Annotated in this window: 22 protein-coding genes and 1 tRNA gene; 7 read left to right on the top strand and 16 right to left on the bottom strand. The window is 65.7% G+C overall.

Annotated features, from left to right (window positions below):
• Nucleotide 1: 1 nt before the first annotated feature.
• The 9 genes from rpmC to M0R89_RS02765 are packed head-to-tail and all read right to left on the bottom strand — an operon-like array spanning nucleotide 2 to nucleotide 5671.
• Nucleotides 2-211 carry a 50S ribosomal protein L29 gene (rpmC, locus tag M0R89_RS02805; protein WP_248651047.1) on the bottom strand — a complete coding sequence of 70 codons (210 nt, stop codon included), beginning with the start codon at nucleotides 209-211 and terminating at the stop codon, nucleotides 2-4.
• Entirely contained in the window at nucleotides 211-1146 is a 936-nt protein-coding gene (locus tag M0R89_RS02800) for a 30S ribosomal protein S3 (protein WP_248651046.1), read from the bottom strand. The genes rpmC and M0R89_RS02800 overlap by 1 nt, the downstream gene beginning before the upstream one ends.
• On the bottom strand, nucleotides 1146-1607 hold the full coding sequence (locus M0R89_RS02795; protein ID WP_248651045.1) for a 50S ribosomal protein L22: 462 nt from the start codon (nucleotides 1605-1607) through the stop codon (nucleotides 1146-1148). The genes M0R89_RS02800 and M0R89_RS02795 overlap by 1 nt, the downstream gene beginning before the upstream one ends.
• Before the next feature lie 4 nt (nucleotides 1608-1611).
• The gene (locus M0R89_RS02790; protein WP_248651044.1) at nucleotides 1612-2037 is read right to left on the bottom strand and encodes a 30S ribosomal protein S19; all 426 of its coding nucleotides are present in this window, start codon (nucleotides 2035-2037) and stop codon (nucleotides 1612-1614) included.
• 1 nt (nucleotide 2038) lies between these two features.
• Nucleotides 2039-2758 carry a 50S ribosomal protein L2 gene (locus tag M0R89_RS02785; protein WP_248651043.1) on the bottom strand — a complete coding sequence of 240 codons (720 nt, stop codon included), beginning with the start codon at nucleotides 2756-2758 and terminating at the stop codon, nucleotides 2039-2041.
• A 3-nt stretch (nucleotides 2759-2761) separates the two neighbouring features.
• The gene (locus M0R89_RS02780; RefSeq protein WP_248651042.1) at nucleotides 2762-3013 is read right to left on the bottom strand and encodes a 50S ribosomal protein L23; all 252 of its coding nucleotides are present in this window, start codon (nucleotides 3011-3013) and stop codon (nucleotides 2762-2764) included.
• Complete coding sequence (rpl4p, locus tag M0R89_RS02775; protein ID WP_248651041.1) at nucleotides 3010-3756, bottom strand: 50S ribosomal protein L4; 747 nt, start codon at nucleotides 3754-3756, stop codon at nucleotides 3010-3012. The genes M0R89_RS02780 and rpl4p overlap by 4 nt, the downstream gene beginning before the upstream one ends.
• Before the next feature lie 3 nt (nucleotides 3757-3759).
• Nucleotides 3760-4776 (bottom strand): 50S ribosomal protein L3, encoded by a 1017-nt coding sequence (locus M0R89_RS02770; protein WP_248651040.1) that lies wholly within the window; start codon nucleotides 4774-4776, stop codon nucleotides 3760-3762.
• Between the two features lie 4 nt (nucleotides 4777-4780).
• Nucleotides 4781-5671: a putative RNA uridine N3 methyltransferase gene (locus tag M0R89_RS02765; RefSeq protein ID WP_248651039.1), complete on the bottom strand. Its 891-nt coding sequence runs from the start codon at nucleotides 5669-5671 to the stop codon at nucleotides 4781-4783.
• Between the two features lie 213 nt (nucleotides 5672-5884).
• On the opposite strand from M0R89_RS02765, the gene M0R89_RS02760 reads away from it, so the two are divergent.
• Nucleotides 5885-5955: transfer RNA gene (locus M0R89_RS02760), tRNA-Gly, on the top strand.
• 254 nt (nucleotides 5956-6209) lie between these two features.
• Here the strand turns inward: M0R89_RS02760 and M0R89_RS02755 are convergent.
• Nucleotides 6210-6818, bottom strand: a complete 609-nt coding sequence (locus M0R89_RS02755) for a DUF7978 family protein (protein ID WP_248651038.1) — start codon at nucleotides 6816-6818, stop codon at nucleotides 6210-6212.
• Between the two features lie 169 nt (nucleotides 6819-6987).
• Between M0R89_RS02755 and M0R89_RS02750 the strand changes: the two genes are divergently transcribed.
• The 6 genes from M0R89_RS02750 (at nucleotide 6988) to M0R89_RS02725 (ending at nucleotide 10335) form a co-directional block, all read left to right on the top strand.
• Nucleotides 6988-7269 (top strand): hypothetical protein, encoded by a 282-nt coding sequence (locus M0R89_RS02750; protein ID WP_248651037.1) that lies wholly within the window; start codon nucleotides 6988-6990, stop codon nucleotides 7267-7269.
• A 266-nt stretch (nucleotides 7270-7535) separates the two neighbouring features.
• Nucleotides 7536-7847, top strand: coding sequence for an MTH1187 family thiamine-binding protein (locus M0R89_RS02745; RefSeq protein ID WP_248651036.1), 312 nt, complete (start codon nucleotides 7536-7538; stop codon nucleotides 7845-7847).
• Nucleotides 7848-7893: 46 nt separating this feature from the next.
• Nucleotides 7894-8379 (top strand): hypothetical protein, encoded by a 486-nt coding sequence (locus tag M0R89_RS02740; protein WP_248651035.1) that lies wholly within the window; start codon nucleotides 7894-7896, stop codon nucleotides 8377-8379.
• A 35-nt stretch (nucleotides 8380-8414) separates the two neighbouring features.
• Nucleotides 8415-9347: a methenyltetrahydromethanopterin cyclohydrolase gene (gene mch, locus M0R89_RS02735; RefSeq protein ID WP_248651034.1), complete on the top strand. Its 933-nt coding sequence runs from the start codon at nucleotides 8415-8417 to the stop codon at nucleotides 9345-9347.
• A gap of 29 nt (nucleotides 9348-9376) precedes the next feature.
• Nucleotides 9377-9865: a double winged helix-containing putative transcriptional regulator gene (locus M0R89_RS02730; protein WP_248651033.1), complete on the top strand. Its 489-nt coding sequence runs from the start codon at nucleotides 9377-9379 to the stop codon at nucleotides 9863-9865.
• Nucleotides 9866-10074: 209 nt separating this feature from the next.
• A complete protein-coding gene (locus M0R89_RS02725) occupies nucleotides 10075-10335 on the top strand; it encodes a hypothetical protein (protein WP_248651032.1) in 261 nt (86 codons plus the stop codon).
• Between the two features lie 39 nt (nucleotides 10336-10374).
• Here M0R89_RS02725 and M0R89_RS02720 read toward each other — a convergent pair whose 3' ends face one another.
• The 6 genes from M0R89_RS02720 to M0R89_RS02695 form a co-directional block, all read right to left on the bottom strand.
• Nucleotides 10375-11211, bottom strand: a complete 837-nt coding sequence (locus tag M0R89_RS02720; protein WP_248651031.1) for an RAD55 family ATPase — start codon at nucleotides 11209-11211, stop codon at nucleotides 10375-10377.
• A gap of 273 nt (nucleotides 11212-11484) precedes the next feature.
• The gene (locus tag M0R89_RS02715) at nucleotides 11485-12450 is read right to left on the bottom strand and encodes a beta-ribofuranosylaminobenzene 5'-phosphate synthase family protein (RefSeq protein ID WP_248651030.1); all 966 of its coding nucleotides are present in this window, start codon (nucleotides 12448-12450) and stop codon (nucleotides 11485-11487) included.
• 53 nt (nucleotides 12451-12503) lie between these two features.
• The gene (locus tag M0R89_RS02710) at nucleotides 12504-13463 is read right to left on the bottom strand and encodes a glycosyltransferase (protein WP_248651029.1); all 960 of its coding nucleotides are present in this window, start codon (nucleotides 13461-13463) and stop codon (nucleotides 12504-12506) included.
• Between the two features lie 178 nt (nucleotides 13464-13641).
• Entirely contained in the window at nucleotides 13642-14724 is a 1083-nt protein-coding gene (locus M0R89_RS02705) for a sugar ABC transporter permease (RefSeq protein WP_248651028.1), read from the bottom strand.
• Nucleotides 14721-15686: a carbohydrate ABC transporter permease gene (locus M0R89_RS02700; protein WP_248651027.1), complete on the bottom strand. Its 966-nt coding sequence runs from the start codon at nucleotides 15684-15686 to the stop codon at nucleotides 14721-14723. The genes M0R89_RS02705 and M0R89_RS02700 overlap by 4 nt, the downstream gene beginning before the upstream one ends.
• 9 nt (nucleotides 15687-15695) lie before the next feature.
• Entirely contained in the window at nucleotides 15696-16985 is a 1290-nt protein-coding gene (locus tag M0R89_RS02695) for an extracellular solute-binding protein (RefSeq protein WP_248651026.1), read from the bottom strand.
• Between the last annotated feature and the right edge of the window lie 90 nt (nucleotides 16986-17075).

Below are 17075 nucleotides of genomic sequence, written 5' to 3'. Positions count from 1 at the left end.
GTTATTCGTCTAGGTCGCCTTCCTCGCGCTGGACCGTCTTGATCCGCGCGATGGTGCGGCGAAGTTCCTTGAATCGGCCGGGGTCCTCCGGTGCGCCACCGGCGGCCTTCACGGCCTTCGCGTTGAGGAGTTCGGTTTCGAGGTCTTCCAGTTCCGACTCGCGCTCTGCGGGAGTCATGTCGCGGATTTCCTCGGTGTGAAGGATGGCCATCAGTCGTCACCCTCCTCTTCGTCGCTCTCCTCGCCTTCCATCTCGTCCATGAGGTCCTCGGCTTCCTGCTCGACTTCCTCCTCGAGGTCGTCGAGTTCCTCTTCGACGGACTGGTCGGATTCGGTCTCGTCGGCCGACTCCTCGTCGGTCTCGTCCTCGATGACCTCCTCGACGACTTCCTCGTCGAGTTCCTCCTCGCCGGGTTCGGCGGGCTCCTCGCCCGCCTCGTCCTCTTCGCGGAGTTCCTCGAGTTCCTCGTCGGTCGGCTCTTCGAGGAGTTCCTCGACGCCGGCCTGCTCGTTGGCCTCGACGGCCTCGGGGACGACCTCTTCGGGGCTCGCGCCCTCCTGAATCTCGAAGTCGTCGGGCAGGTCGGCTCCCGGCGGGATGATCTTGACGTCCACGCCGATGGTGCCGAGTTTCAGGACGGCGACGCCTTGACCGTGGTCGACTATGTCCTCGGCGGGTTCGCCGTTGTGCTTGATGTACCCGCGGTTGAACTTCTCGACGCGCGAGCGGGCGCCCGTAACCTTCCCGGAGAGGACGATTTCCGCACCGAGCGCACCGGCGTCCATGATGCGGTCGATGGTGGTGTGTCCGGCCTTCCGGAAGTACCAACCGCGCTCGAGCGCGTTGGCGAGTCGGTCTGCGACGATGCGGGCGTTGAGGTCCGGTTCGTCCACTTCCTGGACGTCGATCTGCGGGTCGTCGAGGTCGAACTTCTCCTCGAGTTGCGTGGTGATCTTCCGGATGTTCTTCCCGCCCTTGCCGATGACCATACCGGGCTTCTCGGCCTTGAGGACGATCTGGGTACCCATCGGGGTCTTGGCGACGTCCATGCCGCCGTAGCCCGCACGGCCGAGTTCGTCCGAGAAGAACTCGTCGATCTGGGACCGCTGGAGTCCGTCGTGAATGAACTGTTGTTCGTCTGCCATTATTCCTGCACCTCTTTGAGTACGAGTTCGACGTCTACCTCGGGCGTGTTCCACGCGCTCGCCCGTCCCATCGCTCGGGGCTTGCGGCCCTGCACTTCGCCGATCTTGTGGGCGGCGACGTGCATGATCTCCATCGACTCGCCGTCGAAGCCCTGCTGGTCGGCGTTGTTGACGACGTTCTCGATGAGGGTCAGGAAGGCCTCGCTGGCCTTCTCGGGGTAGCGACCGGCGTCCCAGCCGTCGATGTCGCTACGGTGGCCGACGCCGCTGTTGTGCTGCTTGAACGGCACCGACCGCTCGCCGTCGATGACCTGCTGGAGGTACTCTTGGGCGTCCTCCACGGTCATGCCCTTGATTTCGCGGGCGATGGCTTTGCTGTGCTTGTGGCTCATGTGCCGCTCCCGGAGCATCCCCTTGGCGGTGGTGTCCGGGTCGGTCTCGACGCTGTAACTGATTCCCATGGTATCACTTGAGTGGCACGAACTTCGAGGAGCGGGTCGCGCCGATACCGGCCTGTCCGTGTTCGACCGATTTCCGCGTCAGCTGGAACTCGCCGAGGTAGTGGCCCAGCATCTCCGGTTCGACGTACACGCGCTCGAAGCTCTGACCGGTGTACACCGAGAACGTCTTCCCGACGAACTCGGGAAGAATCGGCATGTTCCGGAGGTGTGTCCGAATCGGGTCGTTGGCCGAGCCTTCCTCGGTGGCCTCGCGGGCCTCTTCGAGCAGCTTCTCCTGCTCGGTGGACAGACCGCGCTCGATGGTTCGCCGCTGGCGTGCGGGAAGCAGTTCCGCGACTTCCTCAAGACTCATGTCCTGCAGTTCGTCGAGGTCGTAACCGCGGAAGGTGAACTCACCTTCGCGGCCGGTTCGGTATTCGCCTTCGCTCATGCTAGTTTCCTCCCCGTCCCGTGCGCCGGGACGAGATGTCCCCGACCTTCCGTCCGGGCGGCGCGTTCCGCGAGACGGACTTCGGCTTGCCGGGGTGCTGGCGGCCACCGCCACCGAACGGGTGGTCGACGGCGTTCATCGCGACGCCGCGCACGTTCGGCCACTTGGTGCCGCGCGATTTCATCTTGTGGTACTTGTTCCCCGCCTTGACCATCGGCTTCTCGGTTCGGCCGCCGCCTGCGACCACGCCGATGGTCGCCCGACAGTCGGGCGAGAGGCGCTTGACCTCGCCGCTGGGCAGTTCCACGACGGCCGCGTCGCGGTCGTGCGTGACGAGGTTCGCGCTCACGCCGGAGGCGCGAGCGAACTTGCCGCCGTCGCCGGGCTGGCGCTCGACGTTACAGACCGGGACTCCTTCCGGAATCTCGGCCAGCGGCAGGGTGTTGCCTTCCTTGATTTCGGCGCTGACGCCGACCTGAATGGTCTCGCCGACGCCGACGCCCTCGGGCACGAGGATGAGGCGCTGGTCGCCGTCCTCGAACTCGACGGCCGCCACCGGTGCGCTCCGGGCCGGGTCGTGTTCGATGTCCACGATGGTGCCGGAGACGGTGTCGACCTCTTCGGGCTTCTTGTGCGTGAGGTCCGCCTTGTACTGGTGCGACGGGGCGCGGAACGTCGGCGTCCCGCGACCGCGTCGCTGTCCTTGAATTCGTCGTCCCATGTGTCAGAACACCCCGATTCGGGAGGCGACTTCCTGCGCGTCGTCGTCCTCCGAAAGTGTCACCGTGGCCTTCTTGTCGCCGTTCATGGTGACTTGCGTGTTGATCTTCTCGATGGTGACCTCGTACTGCGCCTCGATTTCGTCGCGAATCTCGGGCTTCTCGGCGTCGAGGTCCACGATGAACTGAAGCTTGTTGTCGAAGTCCATCTGGTTCATCGCCTTCTCGGTGACCCACGGGTACTCGATGACGCTCATCGGTCGGCCACCTCCTCGATTGCGCTCTCGGTCCAGACGGTGAGTCGGCCGGGATGCGCGCCGGGCGCGAGGTCCTCGGCGTTGAGTTCCTGCGCCGTCGCCACGTCGGCGCCCGCGAGGTTGCGGGCGGCCTTCGAGGGTTCGTCGCCGGTCACGAACAGGACCGACTTGGGCGTCTTGTACTTGCGCCCACGGGTGGTACCGCGACCCGCTCGGACCGTCTTGTTCTCCTCGGCACGCTCGATGTCGGCGTCCGCGCCGACGGATTCGAGGAAGGAGACGACCTCCTTGGTCTTCACGAGGTCCTCGAAGTCGTCGCTCACGACGAGCGGCAGGTCGAGGTCCTCGTCGAACCGGTGGCCGCGCTCGGCCACGAGGTCGGCGTCGGTCGTCGCCGCGATGGCCGACCGAACCGCCTTCTTGCGCTCCTTCGTGTTGATGTCGAGCGAGCGGTCCTTCTCTTCTTTCGGCGGGTGGGCCTTGCGACCCCCGACGGTCTGGGGCACTCGTGCGCCCTGTCCGTTCGTTCGGGGGACGTGAGCCATCCCGCGACCACTGCCGGGCGACTCCGCCGAGGTTCGCATCCCGGCGTAGTCGTCCGCGCCGTAGTCCTGCTTGCGGTTTGCCTGCGCGGCGAGAACGGCGCGCTTGATGAGGTCCGGCCGGACCGTCTTCGAGAAGACGTCCGGCAGGTCGAGCGTGCCGTCTTCCTCGCCGTCGAGGGTGCGGATAGTTGCCTGCATAGTTTATCCTTGGTTGGATTCGGTGCTTACGTACCGCACCTCGGGGTCGAGGCGCGGCTGGTCTTTCGGCCGGATGGCCGGGCGGAAACGCAGGAGACGCTTGTCCGGACCGGGGACCGAGCCCTTGACCAGCGCGTAGGAACCGTCGACTTCGCCGTAGTTGACGAAGCCGCCGTCGACGTTGATGTCGTCGTCCTCACCGATGTCGATGAGGCGCTTGTTGAGTTCGGTGCGCTGGTGGTAGCCGGTCTGGCCCTGCTGGGGCACCGTCGAGCGGACCCGGGAGGGGTTCCACGGACCGAGGTTGCCGATCCGTCGGCGCCATCCCTGACGGGCGTGCTTGCCCTTCCGCTTCTGGACGCCCCATCGCTTGACGGGACCCTGCGTGCCTTTGCCTTTCGTGACACCGCTGACGTCGGTGTACTCGCCCGCGCGGAACACGTCGTTCATGTCGTGTTCCCCGCCGTCTTCGAGGAGGTCCAGTCCGAAGTCGACGCGGTCGCCGAGCGACCCGCCGCCGACGCGAGTCTCCATCACGTCGGGCTTGTTCTTCGGAACGCTGGGCACCTCGTCGGGAACGGTGTGGGTGACGACGCGAAGGTCGGCGATGTCGCCGTCCTCGAGCGCCGCGCGAAGTTCGGACTCGGCGGCGTCGACGTCGTGGTCCTCCGGCACGTCGAGCGTGCGCGAGAGGTCGTCGTGGAAGTCGTCGCCCCACACTTCCGTCAGCGGCTTCTTGCCGTACGGCGTGTCTTCGTAGGCTCGCAGAGCGACCGCCCGCATCGGCGGCGTCTCCACGATGGTGACGGGAACGGTCTCCTCCATCCCCTCGCGCGGGGAGTCGGATTCGTCGTTCACCATCACCACGTGGGTCATGCCTGCCTTGTAACCCGCGAAGCCCTGAAGGGACGGATTACCGTCTCCGTCGGGCCACGAGTTGAAGCGCGGCACCTCACTGGTCGCGCGCTGGCGGGGGCCGAACCCTAGCGAACCTTTACGTGGTCTGCTTGTTTCTGGCATCGTATCACTTCTCTTTGAGGTTCAGGCAGGCGAGGGAGGCGAACATCGCTTCTTCCGTTCGCACGACCTCGCTGCCTTGATTCGGAACCGCGTTCAGCCAGAGGTCAAACCGGCCGGGTGCGCCCGATTCGACTCCGGACTCCGCGTCCGCCTCGTCCTCCCCGTCGTCGCTCGGCCGTTCGTCGGCCAGCGAGTCGGTGGGGAGATCGAGTATCTCCGGCAGGCCGCGACCCGGTGAACCGAACACGACGGTCATACCGTCGCGTTCGGTCCGGCCGACCACGTCGGTCAGCCGCCGGGTCGTCAACTCGACCCCGTGACGGGACGTCGCGATTCGGACGCCCGCGTCGTCGCGGTCGAGTGCCGCCGGAAGGTCCGTGCGCGTCACCGACCAGCCCGGAAGGGGCTCGTCTACGAGTTTCGCACGGACCGGACTTCGCGAAGAGATCCTGACGGTTACGCGCTCTCCCTCGTCGACCTCCATTTCTGGTGGCACGACGAGCGAGATCGGGTGTTGCAGTCCGCAATTGACCCGAACGCGCCCTTCAGGTCCGACCTCGGTCACGATTCCCTGTCTTAACGACCCCGAACCCTCGGATTCGGAGCCGGTCAGCGACGGGGCGCGGAGCGGCGGTAGGATGCCCGCGTACTCCAGTTCGTCCCGCTTGCCGAATACCTCCTTTCGGAGGTAGGGCGGCGTCGCGGCGTACTTCAGCACTGTACTTACGAACCCGCCACCCCACTTCTCCTCCCCCTTGGGGTCGGGAAAGACCCCGAGGCGGTCGGCCCGGAACACCGTCGCCGCGCGGGCGACGTAGCCGATTTTGCGAGTCGCCTCGCGCTTGTCTTCGGCTTCCCGGACGAGGGATGACGGAACGAGTAGGCTGACGGTCATACCGTGACGCTTCGACGCCCCGTCACTAGACTGTAGCGAATCGTACCGGCTTGGTTCTTAAAAGGGTGCCGCTTTGGTTCTACCCGTGGGGGCGCGTCACAAAGCTCGTAGCGCCGGAAATCGGACCTTGAATCGTGTCACCGTCCCTCGATTCTGGTTCGATTCGGAAGCCTTATTTAGTATCCGGGCATTATCGGTAAATGCACTCGCAGGGCGCTGGTAGTGTAGTGGTATCACGTGACCTTGCCATGGTCGCAACCGGGGTTCAAATCCCCGCCAGCGCACTTCTCCCGTTCACAACGCCTCTAACGGAGTCTACGTTCTTCTTCGAGTTCCGGAGATGACGCTACGCGGCAAGTGGAGAGACAGTTCTCCGTCGACGCCCGGACTGCCCGACTCGGTGTACGCAGAGACGTCGTCAATCTCCCGATCATTTCCGGCAAGATGGCCTCCGACTACCTGCGCGAGAACCCTCGTCATCTCTCGTCGCTCCCAGTTCGGTAAGCAGTTCGGGGTTTTCGAGATGGCGAACAGCGTTCTATCGGAGCGACGGGCCCGACCGCAGGCGTTCGATGGTAGCTGTGAGAACGGGCGACCGCCCCAGCAGCGCGCCGAGTGACCCGAAGACGAGTGGCGAGAGGACGACGAAAACCAGCCACCTGCCGTCCCGAACGTTGACCGTCAACGAGGCTGATGCGGTCACGGGGCCGACCGCGCCTGCGAACGCGACCGTCGAAACCAGCATGGCGAACAGATGCCCGGGAATCATGTGTGCGCCGACGCTCACCGGGACGGGCGACGAACGACTCGTTGCGGTCACCGCCACCCCGACCAGTAGGCACGCTACCATCGGGACGAGTCCCAGCCACCCGGGGATTATGCCGAGCCACATCGCCCCGTCGGAGACGAAGTTGACGTCGCCCGACCCGACGTTGATGGGAACTGCGTGGGCGTTCAGCGTGAACCAACCGACGGCCTGCCACAGCGGACTCCCGGCCGAGTGGTACGCGTCGAGGACGCCGACGGCGTTGCTCGGGTCGTGTGTGAGGTACTGGTCAAATCGGGGGACGGTCACCAGTCCAATCAGGACGTACGAGACGACGTAGGCGAACGCACCGGCACCGATGCGACGGAGGGAAGTTCGCATACTAAAACTGCATCTTTGACATTCAGATAAGCCTTGTGCCGCTGGAAATACTGGTATCACTCGAACGTGAAAATACGGGTGACATCGGCTATTTGTAGCTACTTCTGCGTGAAATCGCAGACGGGGTGAGTCCGCTATCTATATTACGGCGACCGCGAACGGGTTCGTCGTGACTTCCATCGAGGAACTCGTCTCGAACGCGGAGGGAGAGTCGGTATCGAGCAAGAAGCTAACCGGCGAAAAGCGGTACTACTCGAACGTGACGCATCTGTGTGAAGACGAGGAGCCACATCATCTCTTGTTCACGAAGTCCAGTGGCGATTCCGTCGAAATCGACAGGACCGAATTGGGCGTCGAATCGGCCTCGTTCCTCCTGACCGATAAGTCGATACAGGTCTACGGCGAGTCCGACCGGGGGAGAAACACCTCTACCGCCCCTACGGCGAACTGACCTCCGCCTACTACGACTCGGTTCAAGCGGGCACCGTGCTTATCGTCCACGCGCGAGGCGTCCGGTACAAGTTCGCGTTCTCCGGGCGACAGAGCGGTGGGTTCATCGACGACGCGTTCGACTACTTGCTCCGAAAGATACGAACGGAGTGACCGTCGGCGGTTCGGCGGTGGCGCGGATTTCTTCGCCCGGCGTCGTCCCGAGAGGCCGACCCACCAGCGCAGACGTCAAAGACAAAGGAACTGCCGCCCGTCCGTCTACTCGCTATGACCGCAATCGCACTCCTGAGTGTCGCGCCCGTGACCGAGGACAGCATGGCCGACGAGGTGGCGAAGGCCGTCGCCGCGCTCGACGACTACGACGTGTCCTACGAGACCAATCCGATGGGGACAGTCATCGAGGCCGACACCGTGAACGAACTGTTCGCCGCCGCGCAGGCCGCCCACGAGGCGGTGGACGGCGACCGCGTGAGTACGTTCCTGAAGATAGACGACAAACGCACGCGCGAGCAACGCGCGCACGAGAAGGTCGATGCGGTCGAAGACGCGCTCGGCCGGGAGGCCAAACGGGAGCGATGACCGAAAAGACGACAAAGCACTTACTACATCGCGGTGACTCCCGACCGTGAACTCCCCCAGACGCCGATTTCTGTGCGCCGCGGGCGGTTCGTCGGCGGTTCTCCTCGGTGGCTGTACCGGGGATTGGAGGACCGAGTCGCCGGACACTGCGCCCGGAGAGACACCGACGACCGAACAGACGCCGACCGCGCTTCCGCAGGAGCGACACGAACTCCCGGAAGGGCCGAAGTCGCCGCCCGAACCTCCCGAGACGTGGACCGAGGAGAGCGCCGAACGATACGCGGTCGCTTACGAGGAGCGTCGGATGTACAACTCGATGTACGGTTCGACCGTGGACGAGATAACCGTCGGCTGTAGCGTCAACGCGGTAGAGGCCGTCCGCGGCGGCTATCGGGTCGTGGTTCTCTGTCAGGGCGCGGCCTACTACGGCGACGACGGACGACACGGCGACTACGTCGGAAAGCCGGTCGCGTATCTCGTCGGGAACGGGGCGGCGATTCGGACCGACGCTGCCTCGCGCACTGCTGACTGATAAACGGTTTACGGAGCGACGCCCAACCCACGCCCATGGACAGTCTCAATCGGAACGCGTTGGAACTTGCCGACGAAGCCCTCGACTTCGCCGAGGAGTTGGACATCGGCGCTCGCGAACTCGAAAACGGAGCCACGGTCCTCGACTTCGGCCACGAGTTCGACGGCGGCGTCGAAGCCGGACTCCTGCTCGCCGAGATGCAGACCGCGGGCCTCGCCACGGTCCAGACCCGGATGGACGAGGTTGCGGGCGCGCCCTTCCAGTACGTCGAACTGACCAGCGACCACCCCGCGCTGGCGCTGCTCTGCTCGCAGAAGGCCGGATGGGAGGTCACGACCGAGGACTTCGAGGGACTCGGGAGCGGCCCGGCCCGCGCGCTCGTCGCCGAGGAGGACGAGTTCGCCCGCGTCGGCTACGAGGACGTGTCGGACTTCGCGGTGCTGGCGGTCGAGAGCGGCGACTACCCCACCGAGTCGGTCGCCGAGCAGGTCGCGGACCTGACCGGCGTCGAGACGAGCAGCGTCTTCCTCGCGTCGGTCCCGACCGCGAGTCTCGCCGGGAGCGTCAGCATCGCCTCGCGCGCGGCCGAGATGGCCGTCTTCCGACTCGCGGAACTCGGCTACGACCCCCTCGACGTGGTGAGCGCCACCGGGTCGGCCCCGGTCGCGCCCGTGGCCGGCGACGAGGAGACCGCCATCGCGCGGACCAACGACGCGCTGGCCTACGGCGGGACGGTCCACCTCACGGTCCGCGAGGAGTTCGACCGCTTCGACGAAATCGTCTCGACCGCGAACGACGAGTACGGCACCCACTTCGCCGACATCTTCGAGTCGGTCGATTGGGACTTCTACGAGGTCGAGGAGAGCGTCTTCGCGCCCGCTCGGGCGACCGTCGACGTAATCGGCGGCGACACCTACGTCGTCGGCGAGCGCGACGAAGACATGCTGGCCGAGAGCTTCGGCATCTGAGACCCGGCGAGGAGACGAGGTGATACCAGATGCAATTCAAACTTGTCCCCGAACCTCCCGAGAATCTCGACTTCGTGGCGGACGCACAGCGCGCGGTTCCGCTGGTGCCGGGGAGCGAAGACGACTGCTGCGCCCGGATGCTCGACCGGACCGACCTGACGAGTCGCGACGAAGCACGGACGTGGCTGACGTTCCTGCGCGCTCTCGGACTGGCCGAAGAGCAGTCGTCGGGATTCACCCGGACGCGCGAGGACCCCGACCCCAAGTTCCTGCGCGAGCAGTTCCGCGAGAACGTCTTCGGCGTGCCCGCGTTGTTGGCGATTCTGGCGGACGCAGAGAGGCCGCTCTCCGCCGAAGAAGCGTTCGAGGAGTTCGAGAGCGAGGTGCCGACGTGGGAACACCACAAGAATCCGAGTTCGTGGCAACAGATTTGGGGCGAGAGGGTGAAGTGCCTACTGGACTGGGCGGTGTTGCTGGGATTGGCCGGACGAGTGGACGGAGAGTACGTAGTCGAGTGACCGCGCCGGTACTCCTCGGCGGTCCGCGCTTGGCCGCTCGCTTAAGTGATTATGGCGACAACAGGCAGATTCGAAGGACTTACTCGCGGGACGTTGCTCTCACGAGCGTCGCTGTCACGTAGCCTACATAACCGAGCTTCAGTAAGCGCCGCTACAGAAATATAATACAGATTACAGTTATGGGCGCGAGGTCCGTATGTTCACGCGCAATGAGATACCCACCTAACGAAGACCCGCGCTCGGACCACAGCGTTCGACGAACCGTCGCGGCAACGGTCCTGACGGCGCTGTTGGCTCCCGCGCTGGTGCTGTTCGTCTCGTATCCGGTGACGGCGACCGGTGTCGCCGCGCTCGGTCTCGCCGGGTTGTTCGCCGCGAAGACGGCGCAGCGCTTCCGTCGGACCCGTCGCCGCGAGAACCGCACTCGGAACGTCTGCGTCGACAGAATTGGGGTCTGCGTGGAGGTGTAGACGAACGTCCCGCCCTGTTTTCGGTCCCCACTGACTCTCTCACCGGATCTTCCGGACGTTACTGACGTCGAAGCCGCCGTCGTGAATCTCGGTCTCGAACCGGATGATGTCCTCCTCCTCCAGTCGCGAGAGGACGCCGCGGAACTCCCGGACGAACATCACCCGGTCGCGCTCGTTGCCGCCGGTCTCCCACTCGAAGGCGATGGTGCCGTCGGCCGCGCCCATCAGACTTCCCATCTGGGTGTCCGACAGGGCCTCCTGATTCACGAGGACGAGAATCAGGCCGTCCCACGCGCGAGACGCTTTCTGGAGGCCCTTCACGAGCAGTGTGATGTTGCTCCAGTCTAGGTGTTCGTTCGGCGCGCGGGCGAGGTCGGTCAGCGAGTCAATGACGACGAGGTTGCCCGTGGCGTGTTCGTTGAGGTACTCGCCGAGGGCCTCCAGCACGCCCCGCCGGTCGCTCCCCTGTCCGAGGTCGGTGATGGTCTGGGTCTTTCGGGTGTACCACTCGCGGGGAATCGCCGAGAGTTGGAAGTACTCCTGGCTGAAGTCGGCGAACTCCACGGTCTCGACGCCCGCGCGGACCAGTTCCTCGCTCATCGTGAACTCGATTTCGCGCCGGAGTTCGTCGCCGCTGGCGGTGAACGAGACGTAGTGGATGTCCTCGGGCACCGCGGCCCGGTCGGACACCTCGCCGTAGTGGAGTTCGAACTGGTCCTCGTCGGTGTGAGCCAACCCGTTGATGGTCGCACTGGTGTAGCAGAACTCGCGGGCACCGGCTCCGGCCTCGCCCGCCAGCAGGACCACGCTTCCCGGCGGCGCGCCGCCGCCGATGATGTCGTCCAGTCGGGAGATGCCGAACGGAACTCGGTCCATGTAGCTCTCGTTACGGGCGTCTCAGCGGGGGTGCTTGGGTCTTTCGTCTACGAGGCCCGCCCGTCCGCTGATTCCCTCGAAATTGCCCCCCGACACGAATCTTCAAATACGAGAACGGACGAACCGTTTTCGGACGTCTCGTGCGGTCGCAAATGGGAAGCCGACGAACCGCTCGGCAGCGTCGCTCGGCGGTGAAACCGCCTCGATAACGGCAGTAAAGCCGCTCTCCTCCCTCGACCGCCAGTCCGACTACTCCGAGAGGACTGCACCAACTCACCCGTCGATGTCAGCGCCTCGATTCCGGGGTTCTGCGACCAGCACCTCGCCGCCGACGCCCGCGGCCGAGAGCGCCTCGCGGGCCGCCTCGCGGGCCGCGGCCGCGCGGCGCTCGGTCGTCACCGCGTAGACGGCGGGACCCCACGACGACTGACCGGCACCGGCTACCGCGGGCGACCCCGAGAGTTCCGCGACGAGTTCTCCGACCGGCGGACGGTAGACCCCGCCCTGCTCGTCGGCGTACCACGCGCCGTTGAGTCGGCCCACCTCGGCGACCGCCGCGCCGAACGCCTCGGGGTCGTCCTCGGCGACGGCCGGGAGGACGCGGCGAGTCACGACCGCGGCGATTTCGTCGGCGAGTTGCGGGTCCGCGCGTTCGACGACCGACCGCATGCTCGCGTCCTCGTCGTCGCCGTTCCGACCGGGTTCCGCGTCGGGGAGGACGACCACGAACCGCCAGTCGTCCGGAACCTCGTGGCTGGCCGCAACCGACGGGACCGACCACGCCCCACGCTCGGGCCGGTCGGCCGTGAATCGCTCGGTCGGGTGGCCCGAGTCGAGGACGAACCCGCCGGACTCGAAGGTCGCTACTCCGATACCGCTCCGACCGCCGCGACCCAGTTTCGGAGCGCGCTCGCGGACCCGTGGCTCGCGGCCGTGAGCGCTCGCGACCGCCGCGAGTACCGCGAGCGCCAACTGCGTCCCGCTCCCCAGACCGACGTGTCGGGGCAGCGTTCGCTCGACGGTCACGTTCGCGCCCGGTACGCCGAGGAGTTCGACCGCGCGGCGGACGTACGCGTCGGCGTCGTCGTGAGAACAGCGTACCGCCTCCGCTCGCTCGGCGGTCACCTCGACCGCGGGCGAGTCGAGCGCGACCCCGAGCGACCCGTATATGCGCTCGTGCGCCAGCGAGAGGTTCTGAAAGCCGAAGTGGAGGCGCGCTCCGGCTGCGACTCGTGCCATATCCTCGGTTGTCGGGGAACGGGGTTCGTAGTTCCGACAGTGGCAAAAACTGGTCAGGTGAGTTCTTCGAGGACGTGGTCGGCCACGCGTTCGACGCCGTTGTCGTGGCTCGGGGACGCGGGCGGGTGGCGAACCGCGCGAGCGACGTGCGTGACCGAGTGTTCGACTTGGAATCCCTCGACGCCGCGGCGCTCGATGACCCGAGTCACGCCGTGTTGCTCGTCGGTGAAGGGGTAGATCACGCAGGGCGTCCCGCCGACCGCGGCCTCCATCACGGTCGAGTAGCCCGAGCAGACCACCACGTCGGCGGCTCGAATCCACGGCAGGAGCGCGGGCACCGCCTCCCAGTGGTCGTCGCCGACCAGCGTCACGCGGTGGCCCTCGGTCCGGAGCGTCTCGGCGAGCACGTCGAAGTTCGTGGAGTAGACGCTCGGCACGACCAGCACGCCGATTTCCTCGTCGGGACCGCGACAGCCCGCGGGGTCGAGCGCGACGGGCGGGACGTGAGTCACGCCCGGCGGGTCGCCCTCGTCGGGCGGCCAGACCGCCGGGTAGAGGAACGACTCGGCCGCGCCCAACTGGTAGCGGTTGAGCAGCCACGTGAACACCTGCTCGACCGCGGCGTCGTAGTAGGAGGCCGCGTTGTGGGTGACGATGTAGAGCGGCGTCCCGGTCAGCGACGCCGCCATCGCGGCGAACATGTCGTCGGTCACCAGCGCCGCGGGGTCCACCCGGCGGAGCCACCGCACGAAGTCGAAGACGCGCTTGCCGCTGTAGGGGAGGCTTCTGGTCAGCACTCGGCCGAGCGACCCCTGCTGGTAGTCGCCGATGTAATCCACCGGGGCGGCCCGGAACACGTCGTAGCCGTTGTGTTCGATGAAGCGAGAGCCGGGGCCGCCGCCGGCGAGCGCGATGTCCGCCCCCGCGTCTTCGAAGGCCTGCCCGACCGCGAGCATCCGAGTGGCGTGGCCAGCGCCTTCGGGATAGTGGGCGACGGCGACCGTCAGGTCCATGGCATCCCTTCGGCGGCCTCCCGAAAAGTATGTTCTCATTCTAGGATTTCGGCGGGTCGCGGACCGTTCGGCCCCGAGTCGCCGGAGCGCGCCCGTCCGCGGTTCGTTTCCCGGCGGGACGACCGAAAGACGCCGGTCCAGCGACGAAGTCGCCCCGAAGTGACAGGAGCGACCGACCTCAGCCTTCCATCCCGCTGAACGACAGTCCGCCCTCGATGTACCGCTGGGCGAACAGGTAGACCAGCATGATGGGCGACGCGAACGTCAGCGCGAACGCCGAGAACCGCGCCCACGGCACCGAGTACTCCGAGACCAGCGAGAACAGGCCGACCGGAAGGGTGTAGTTCTCGGTCCCGAGCAGGGTCTGGGCCACGACGAACTCGGTCCATCCCGTGAGGAAGGTGAAGATGAACACGGTGGCCAACCCCGCCTTCGACAGCGGGAGGATGACCTCGACCACGACCCGCCACGCGGGCGCGCCGTCGACGACTGCGGCCTCCTCGTAGGAGACGGGGATGCCGTCCATGTAGGTCTTCAACAGCCACGTGTTGAACGGGACGGCCGTCGCCGCGTAGTAGACCGACAGCGCGAGTTTGCTGTCGTTGAGTCCGACCTGCACGAACACGGTGTAGAGACCGATGAGCAGCGCGATACCCAGTCCGCCGCCGACCTGCGTGAGCAGGACGTAGCCGAACAGAATCTTCCGGCGGCCGACGAACTTCCGGCGGGAGAGCGCGTACGCGCCGGGCACGACGAGACACATCGAGAGGATGACCGTCGGAACGGCGACCGTGAGGCTGTTCCAAAAGAACTTCTTGAAGTCCGAGGGGTTGTCCACGCCGTGCGCCGACGCGTCGAGGAACGTTATCTGTGGCGTGTCGAACACCAGCGCCGACTCGGTGAACGGGATGGCCAGTCCGATGCGATAGCTCGGAACGATGAGGTCGCCCAGCACCCATACGAACGGCTGTATCGAGGGTTGCTCGGGGAACAGTCGCAGGCCGTCGACCGAGTGTATCGACCCGCCGGACCCCGACAGCGCCGAGATGAGTATCCAGTAGATGGGGAACAGGAGCGCGAGGACGACGACCAGCGCGCCCACCGTCAGGCCCAGACTCTTCAGCGGCCGGACGGGCGAGATGTCGCCCGCCAGCACTCCCTCGGCGGTGTAGCGCGCCTCGCGGTACGTGTCGACGGGCGTCGTCGCCAGTCCGACCGCGTCGTCCTTGACGTTCCGGACGACGGAGCGAAGCAGACTCACGCGTCGTTCACCCCGTCGGCGAGTTTACCGCGCTTGACGTTCAGCCACATGAACACGCCGATGAACGCGACGGCGATGAGGCTAATCGCGGCACCTTGCCCGTACTGGAAGTAGGTGAACGCCTCGCGGTAGCCGTAGACGACCATGAGTTCGTTCGCGCGCGCCGGGCCGCCCTGATTGAACACGTACGGGATGAGGAACTGCTGGAACGAGGCGGCGGCCGTGAGGATGGACGCGAACAGCACCGGGCGCTTGATGGACGGCAGCGTGACGTGAAGAAACCGGGCGAGGTAGCCCGCGCCGTCCACCTTCGCGGCCTCGTGCAGTTCCTCCGAGACGTCCTGCAGCGCGCTCACGGTGATGATGACCATGAACGGGTACGCCAGCCACGCCTCGGTGACGTTGTACGCGAGGAACGCCATCCAGCGGTCGCTCAGCCACGACACCGACGAGAGGCCCACCGCCCGGAGGACCTGATTCGCCAGTCCGAACTCCGCCGAACTGAAGATGCCCCGCCACACCGTGATGGTGAAGATGGCGGGCAGGCCCATCGGAATGATGATGAGCGAGCGCATCAGTCGCTTGCCCCGGACCCGGTCGCCGGTGACGATGAGCGCGACGCCGATGCTCAGAGTTATCTTCAGCGTGACGCTCGTGGCGACGAACAGCCACGTGACGCCGAACGAGTTCCAGAAGTTCGGGTCGGTCAGCACCGTGACGTAGTTGCGGACGCCGACGAACGCCGCCTCCCCGAAGGTCAGCACCGACAGCGCGCCGTCGCCCGCGAACAGGTTCGACGGTTCGGCGTTCGTGAACGAGATGCCCAGCAGGTAGAGGATGGGGAACAGCATGAACGCCGAGAAGACGAACAGTCCGGGGAGGACGAGCAACAGCGACGCGTCTTCTCGTTCGAGGAATGGCACGTCCTCGACGCGCCGGGCGACGCTAGAGGCAGTACTCATGGGTTCGGTCTACTCCCAGTTTTCTCGGACGGTCTTCTCGGCCTGTTTCATCGCCGCCTCGACGCCCGCGTCGCCGTTGAACACCTTGGTGAGCGCGTCGGTGAGCGGTTGCCACACCTTCCCCATCTTCGGATGGGTCGGCATCGGGGCGCCCTGCTGGACCGTCTCGGAGAAGGCCCGGACGTCCGAGGGGAGCGCGTCACTCCCCGCGAGGCTTTCGAGAACCGGGATGCTCCCCTGATTCTTGGCGGCCTTCTCGAGCAGGTCCTCGTTGGTGGTGTACCACTCGGCGAACGACTGGGCCGCGGCGGTGTCGGCGTCGTCCTCGCCCATGGCCTTCGCGAAGTACCACATCTGGATGCCGGTGAGCGGTCGGGCCTCGCCGCCCTTCGGCGAAGGGAGCTTGGCGACGCCGAAGTCCACGCCCTTCTCCTTCAGCGTGGCGAGGTACCACGGGCCGTTGATGGCGAACGCCGCGTTACCCTCCGAGAACGGGGCGGCCTGCGCCTCGTAGCTGGGGTCTTTCGGCATGTAGGGTTTGAAGTTGTCGAGCGCGAACTGGATTCCCTTCACGGTCTCGGATTTCGACAGACCGAGCATCGGGTCCTTCTCGGGGTCGAAGTAGTAGCCCCCGAACGACTGCGCCCACGCGCTGACGAAGTAGGGGTCGAACGGGTAGGCCAGGCCGTACGTGTTGTTCTTGGGGTCGTGGTGTTCGTCCATCACCGACTTCATGTCGGCGACGGTCTCGGGCGCTTCGTCCACCATCTCCTCGTTGTAGACGAGCGACACCGTCTCGGCGGCGTACGGGAGTCCGACCACGTTCCCCTCGAACTGGACGGCCTCGGCCGCGGCGTCGGTGTAGGTGCCGAGGTCCACGTTCAGTTGGTCGCTCCGGTCGGTGACGAACCCGCGCTGGTAGTAGTCGCCCACCCAGTCGTGCGCCCAGTCGAACAGATGCGGCCCCTGTCCGGCCGGAATCGCGCTCGTGGTCTTCTTCTTCAGGTCCGAGACGTCCGAACCCTCGATGGTGTGCTTGGAGTTCTCGTTGAACTGTTTCAAGGCGGCTTTGCGGGCCTGTAGCTCCGTGTCCTGCAGGCGGTACCACGCTTTCGCGGTCCCCGCGGGACCGGACGCGGTGGTCGTCTCGGAGTCGTCCGCGGCAGTCGTGTCGTCAGCGCCGTCGTCGCCGGACGTCGTCGTTTCGTTCTGCTGCTGGACGCTCGCGCAACCCGCGAGACCGCCGATAATGCCCGTCACACCGATGCTCTTGAGCGCTTTTCTGCGATTCATTGTCATGGGGTGAATAAGTGTTGAATTAGTTGTTCATAACTTAAAGCCTTGGGTTTCCACATGGTCTTTCACGCGATACGACCGTTTCGTGAAACC

Origin of the sequence: Halorussus limi (assembly GCF_023238205.1) — an archaeon.
In the GTDB taxonomy this organism is placed as follows: Archaea; Halobacteriota; Halobacteria; order Halobacteriales; family Haladaptataceae; genus Halorussus; species Halorussus limi.
This window is presented reverse-complemented; position numbering and strand designations above follow the sequence as displayed.

What these genes read in the sequence shown, in the direction of transcription:
- M0R89_RS02725 (WP_248651032.1), top strand. Translation starts at nt 10,075, where the DNA reads ATGAGATACCCACCTAACGAAGACCCGCGCTCGGACCACAGCGTTCGA.
- M0R89_RS02695 (WP_248651026.1), bottom strand. Translation starts at nt 16,985, where the DNA reads ATGACAATGAATCGCAGAAAAGCGCTCAAGAGCATCGGTGTGACGGGC.
- M0R89_RS02720 (WP_248651031.1), bottom strand. Translation starts at nt 11,211, where the DNA reads ATGGACCGAGTTCCGTTCGGCATCTCCCGACTGGACGACATCATCGGC.
- M0R89_RS02800 (WP_248651046.1), bottom strand. Translation starts at nt 1,146, where the DNA reads ATGGCAGACGAACAACAGTTCATTCACGACGGACTCCAGCGGTCCCAG.
- rpl4p (WP_248651041.1), bottom strand. Translation starts at nt 3,756, where the DNA reads ATGCAGGCAACTATCCGCACCCTCGACGGCGAGGAAGACGGCACGCTC.
- M0R89_RS02755 (WP_248651038.1), bottom strand. Translation starts at nt 6,818, where the DNA reads ATGCGAACTTCCCTCCGTCGCATCGGTGCCGGTGCGTTCGCCTACGTC.
- M0R89_RS02715 (WP_248651030.1), bottom strand. Translation starts at nt 12,450, where the DNA reads ATGGCACGAGTCGCAGCCGGAGCGCGCCTCCACTTCGGCTTTCAGAAC.
- M0R89_RS02710 (WP_248651029.1), bottom strand. Translation starts at nt 13,463, where the DNA reads ATGGACCTGACGGTCGCCGTCGCCCACTATCCCGAAGGCGCTGGCCAC.
- rpmC (WP_248651047.1), bottom strand. Translation starts at nt 211, where the DNA reads ATGGCCATCCTTCACACCGAGGAAATCCGCGACATGACTCCCGCAGAG.
- mch (WP_248651034.1), top strand. Translation starts at nt 8,415, where the DNA reads ATGGACAGTCTCAATCGGAACGCGTTGGAACTTGCCGACGAAGCCCTC.
- M0R89_RS02765 (WP_248651039.1), bottom strand. Translation starts at nt 5,671, where the DNA reads ATGACCGTCAGCCTACTCGTTCCGTCATCCCTCGTCCGGGAAGCCGAA.
- M0R89_RS02785 (WP_248651043.1), bottom strand. Translation starts at nt 2,758, where the DNA reads ATGGGACGACGAATTCAAGGACAGCGACGCGGTCGCGGGACGCCGACG.
- M0R89_RS02700 (WP_248651027.1), bottom strand. Translation starts at nt 15,686, where the DNA reads ATGAGTACTGCCTCTAGCGTCGCCCGGCGCGTCGAGGACGTGCCATTC.
- M0R89_RS02745 (WP_248651036.1), top strand. Translation starts at nt 7,536, where the DNA reads ATGACCGCAATCGCACTCCTGAGTGTCGCGCCCGTGACCGAGGACAGC.
- M0R89_RS02790 (WP_248651044.1), bottom strand. Translation starts at nt 2,037, where the DNA reads ATGAGCGAAGGCGAATACCGAACCGGCCGCGAAGGTGAGTTCACCTTC.
- M0R89_RS02770 (WP_248651040.1), bottom strand. Translation starts at nt 4,776, where the DNA reads ATGCCAGAAACAAGCAGACCACGTAAAGGTTCGCTAGGGTTCGGCCCC.
- M0R89_RS02730 (WP_248651033.1), top strand. Translation starts at nt 9,377, where the DNA reads ATGCAATTCAAACTTGTCCCCGAACCTCCCGAGAATCTCGACTTCGTG.
- M0R89_RS02780 (WP_248651042.1), bottom strand. Translation starts at nt 3,013, where the DNA reads ATGAGCGTCATCGAGTACCCGTGGGTCACCGAGAAGGCGATGAACCAG.
- M0R89_RS02795 (WP_248651045.1), bottom strand. Translation starts at nt 1,607, where the DNA reads ATGGGAATCAGTTACAGCGTCGAGACCGACCCGGACACCACCGCCAAG.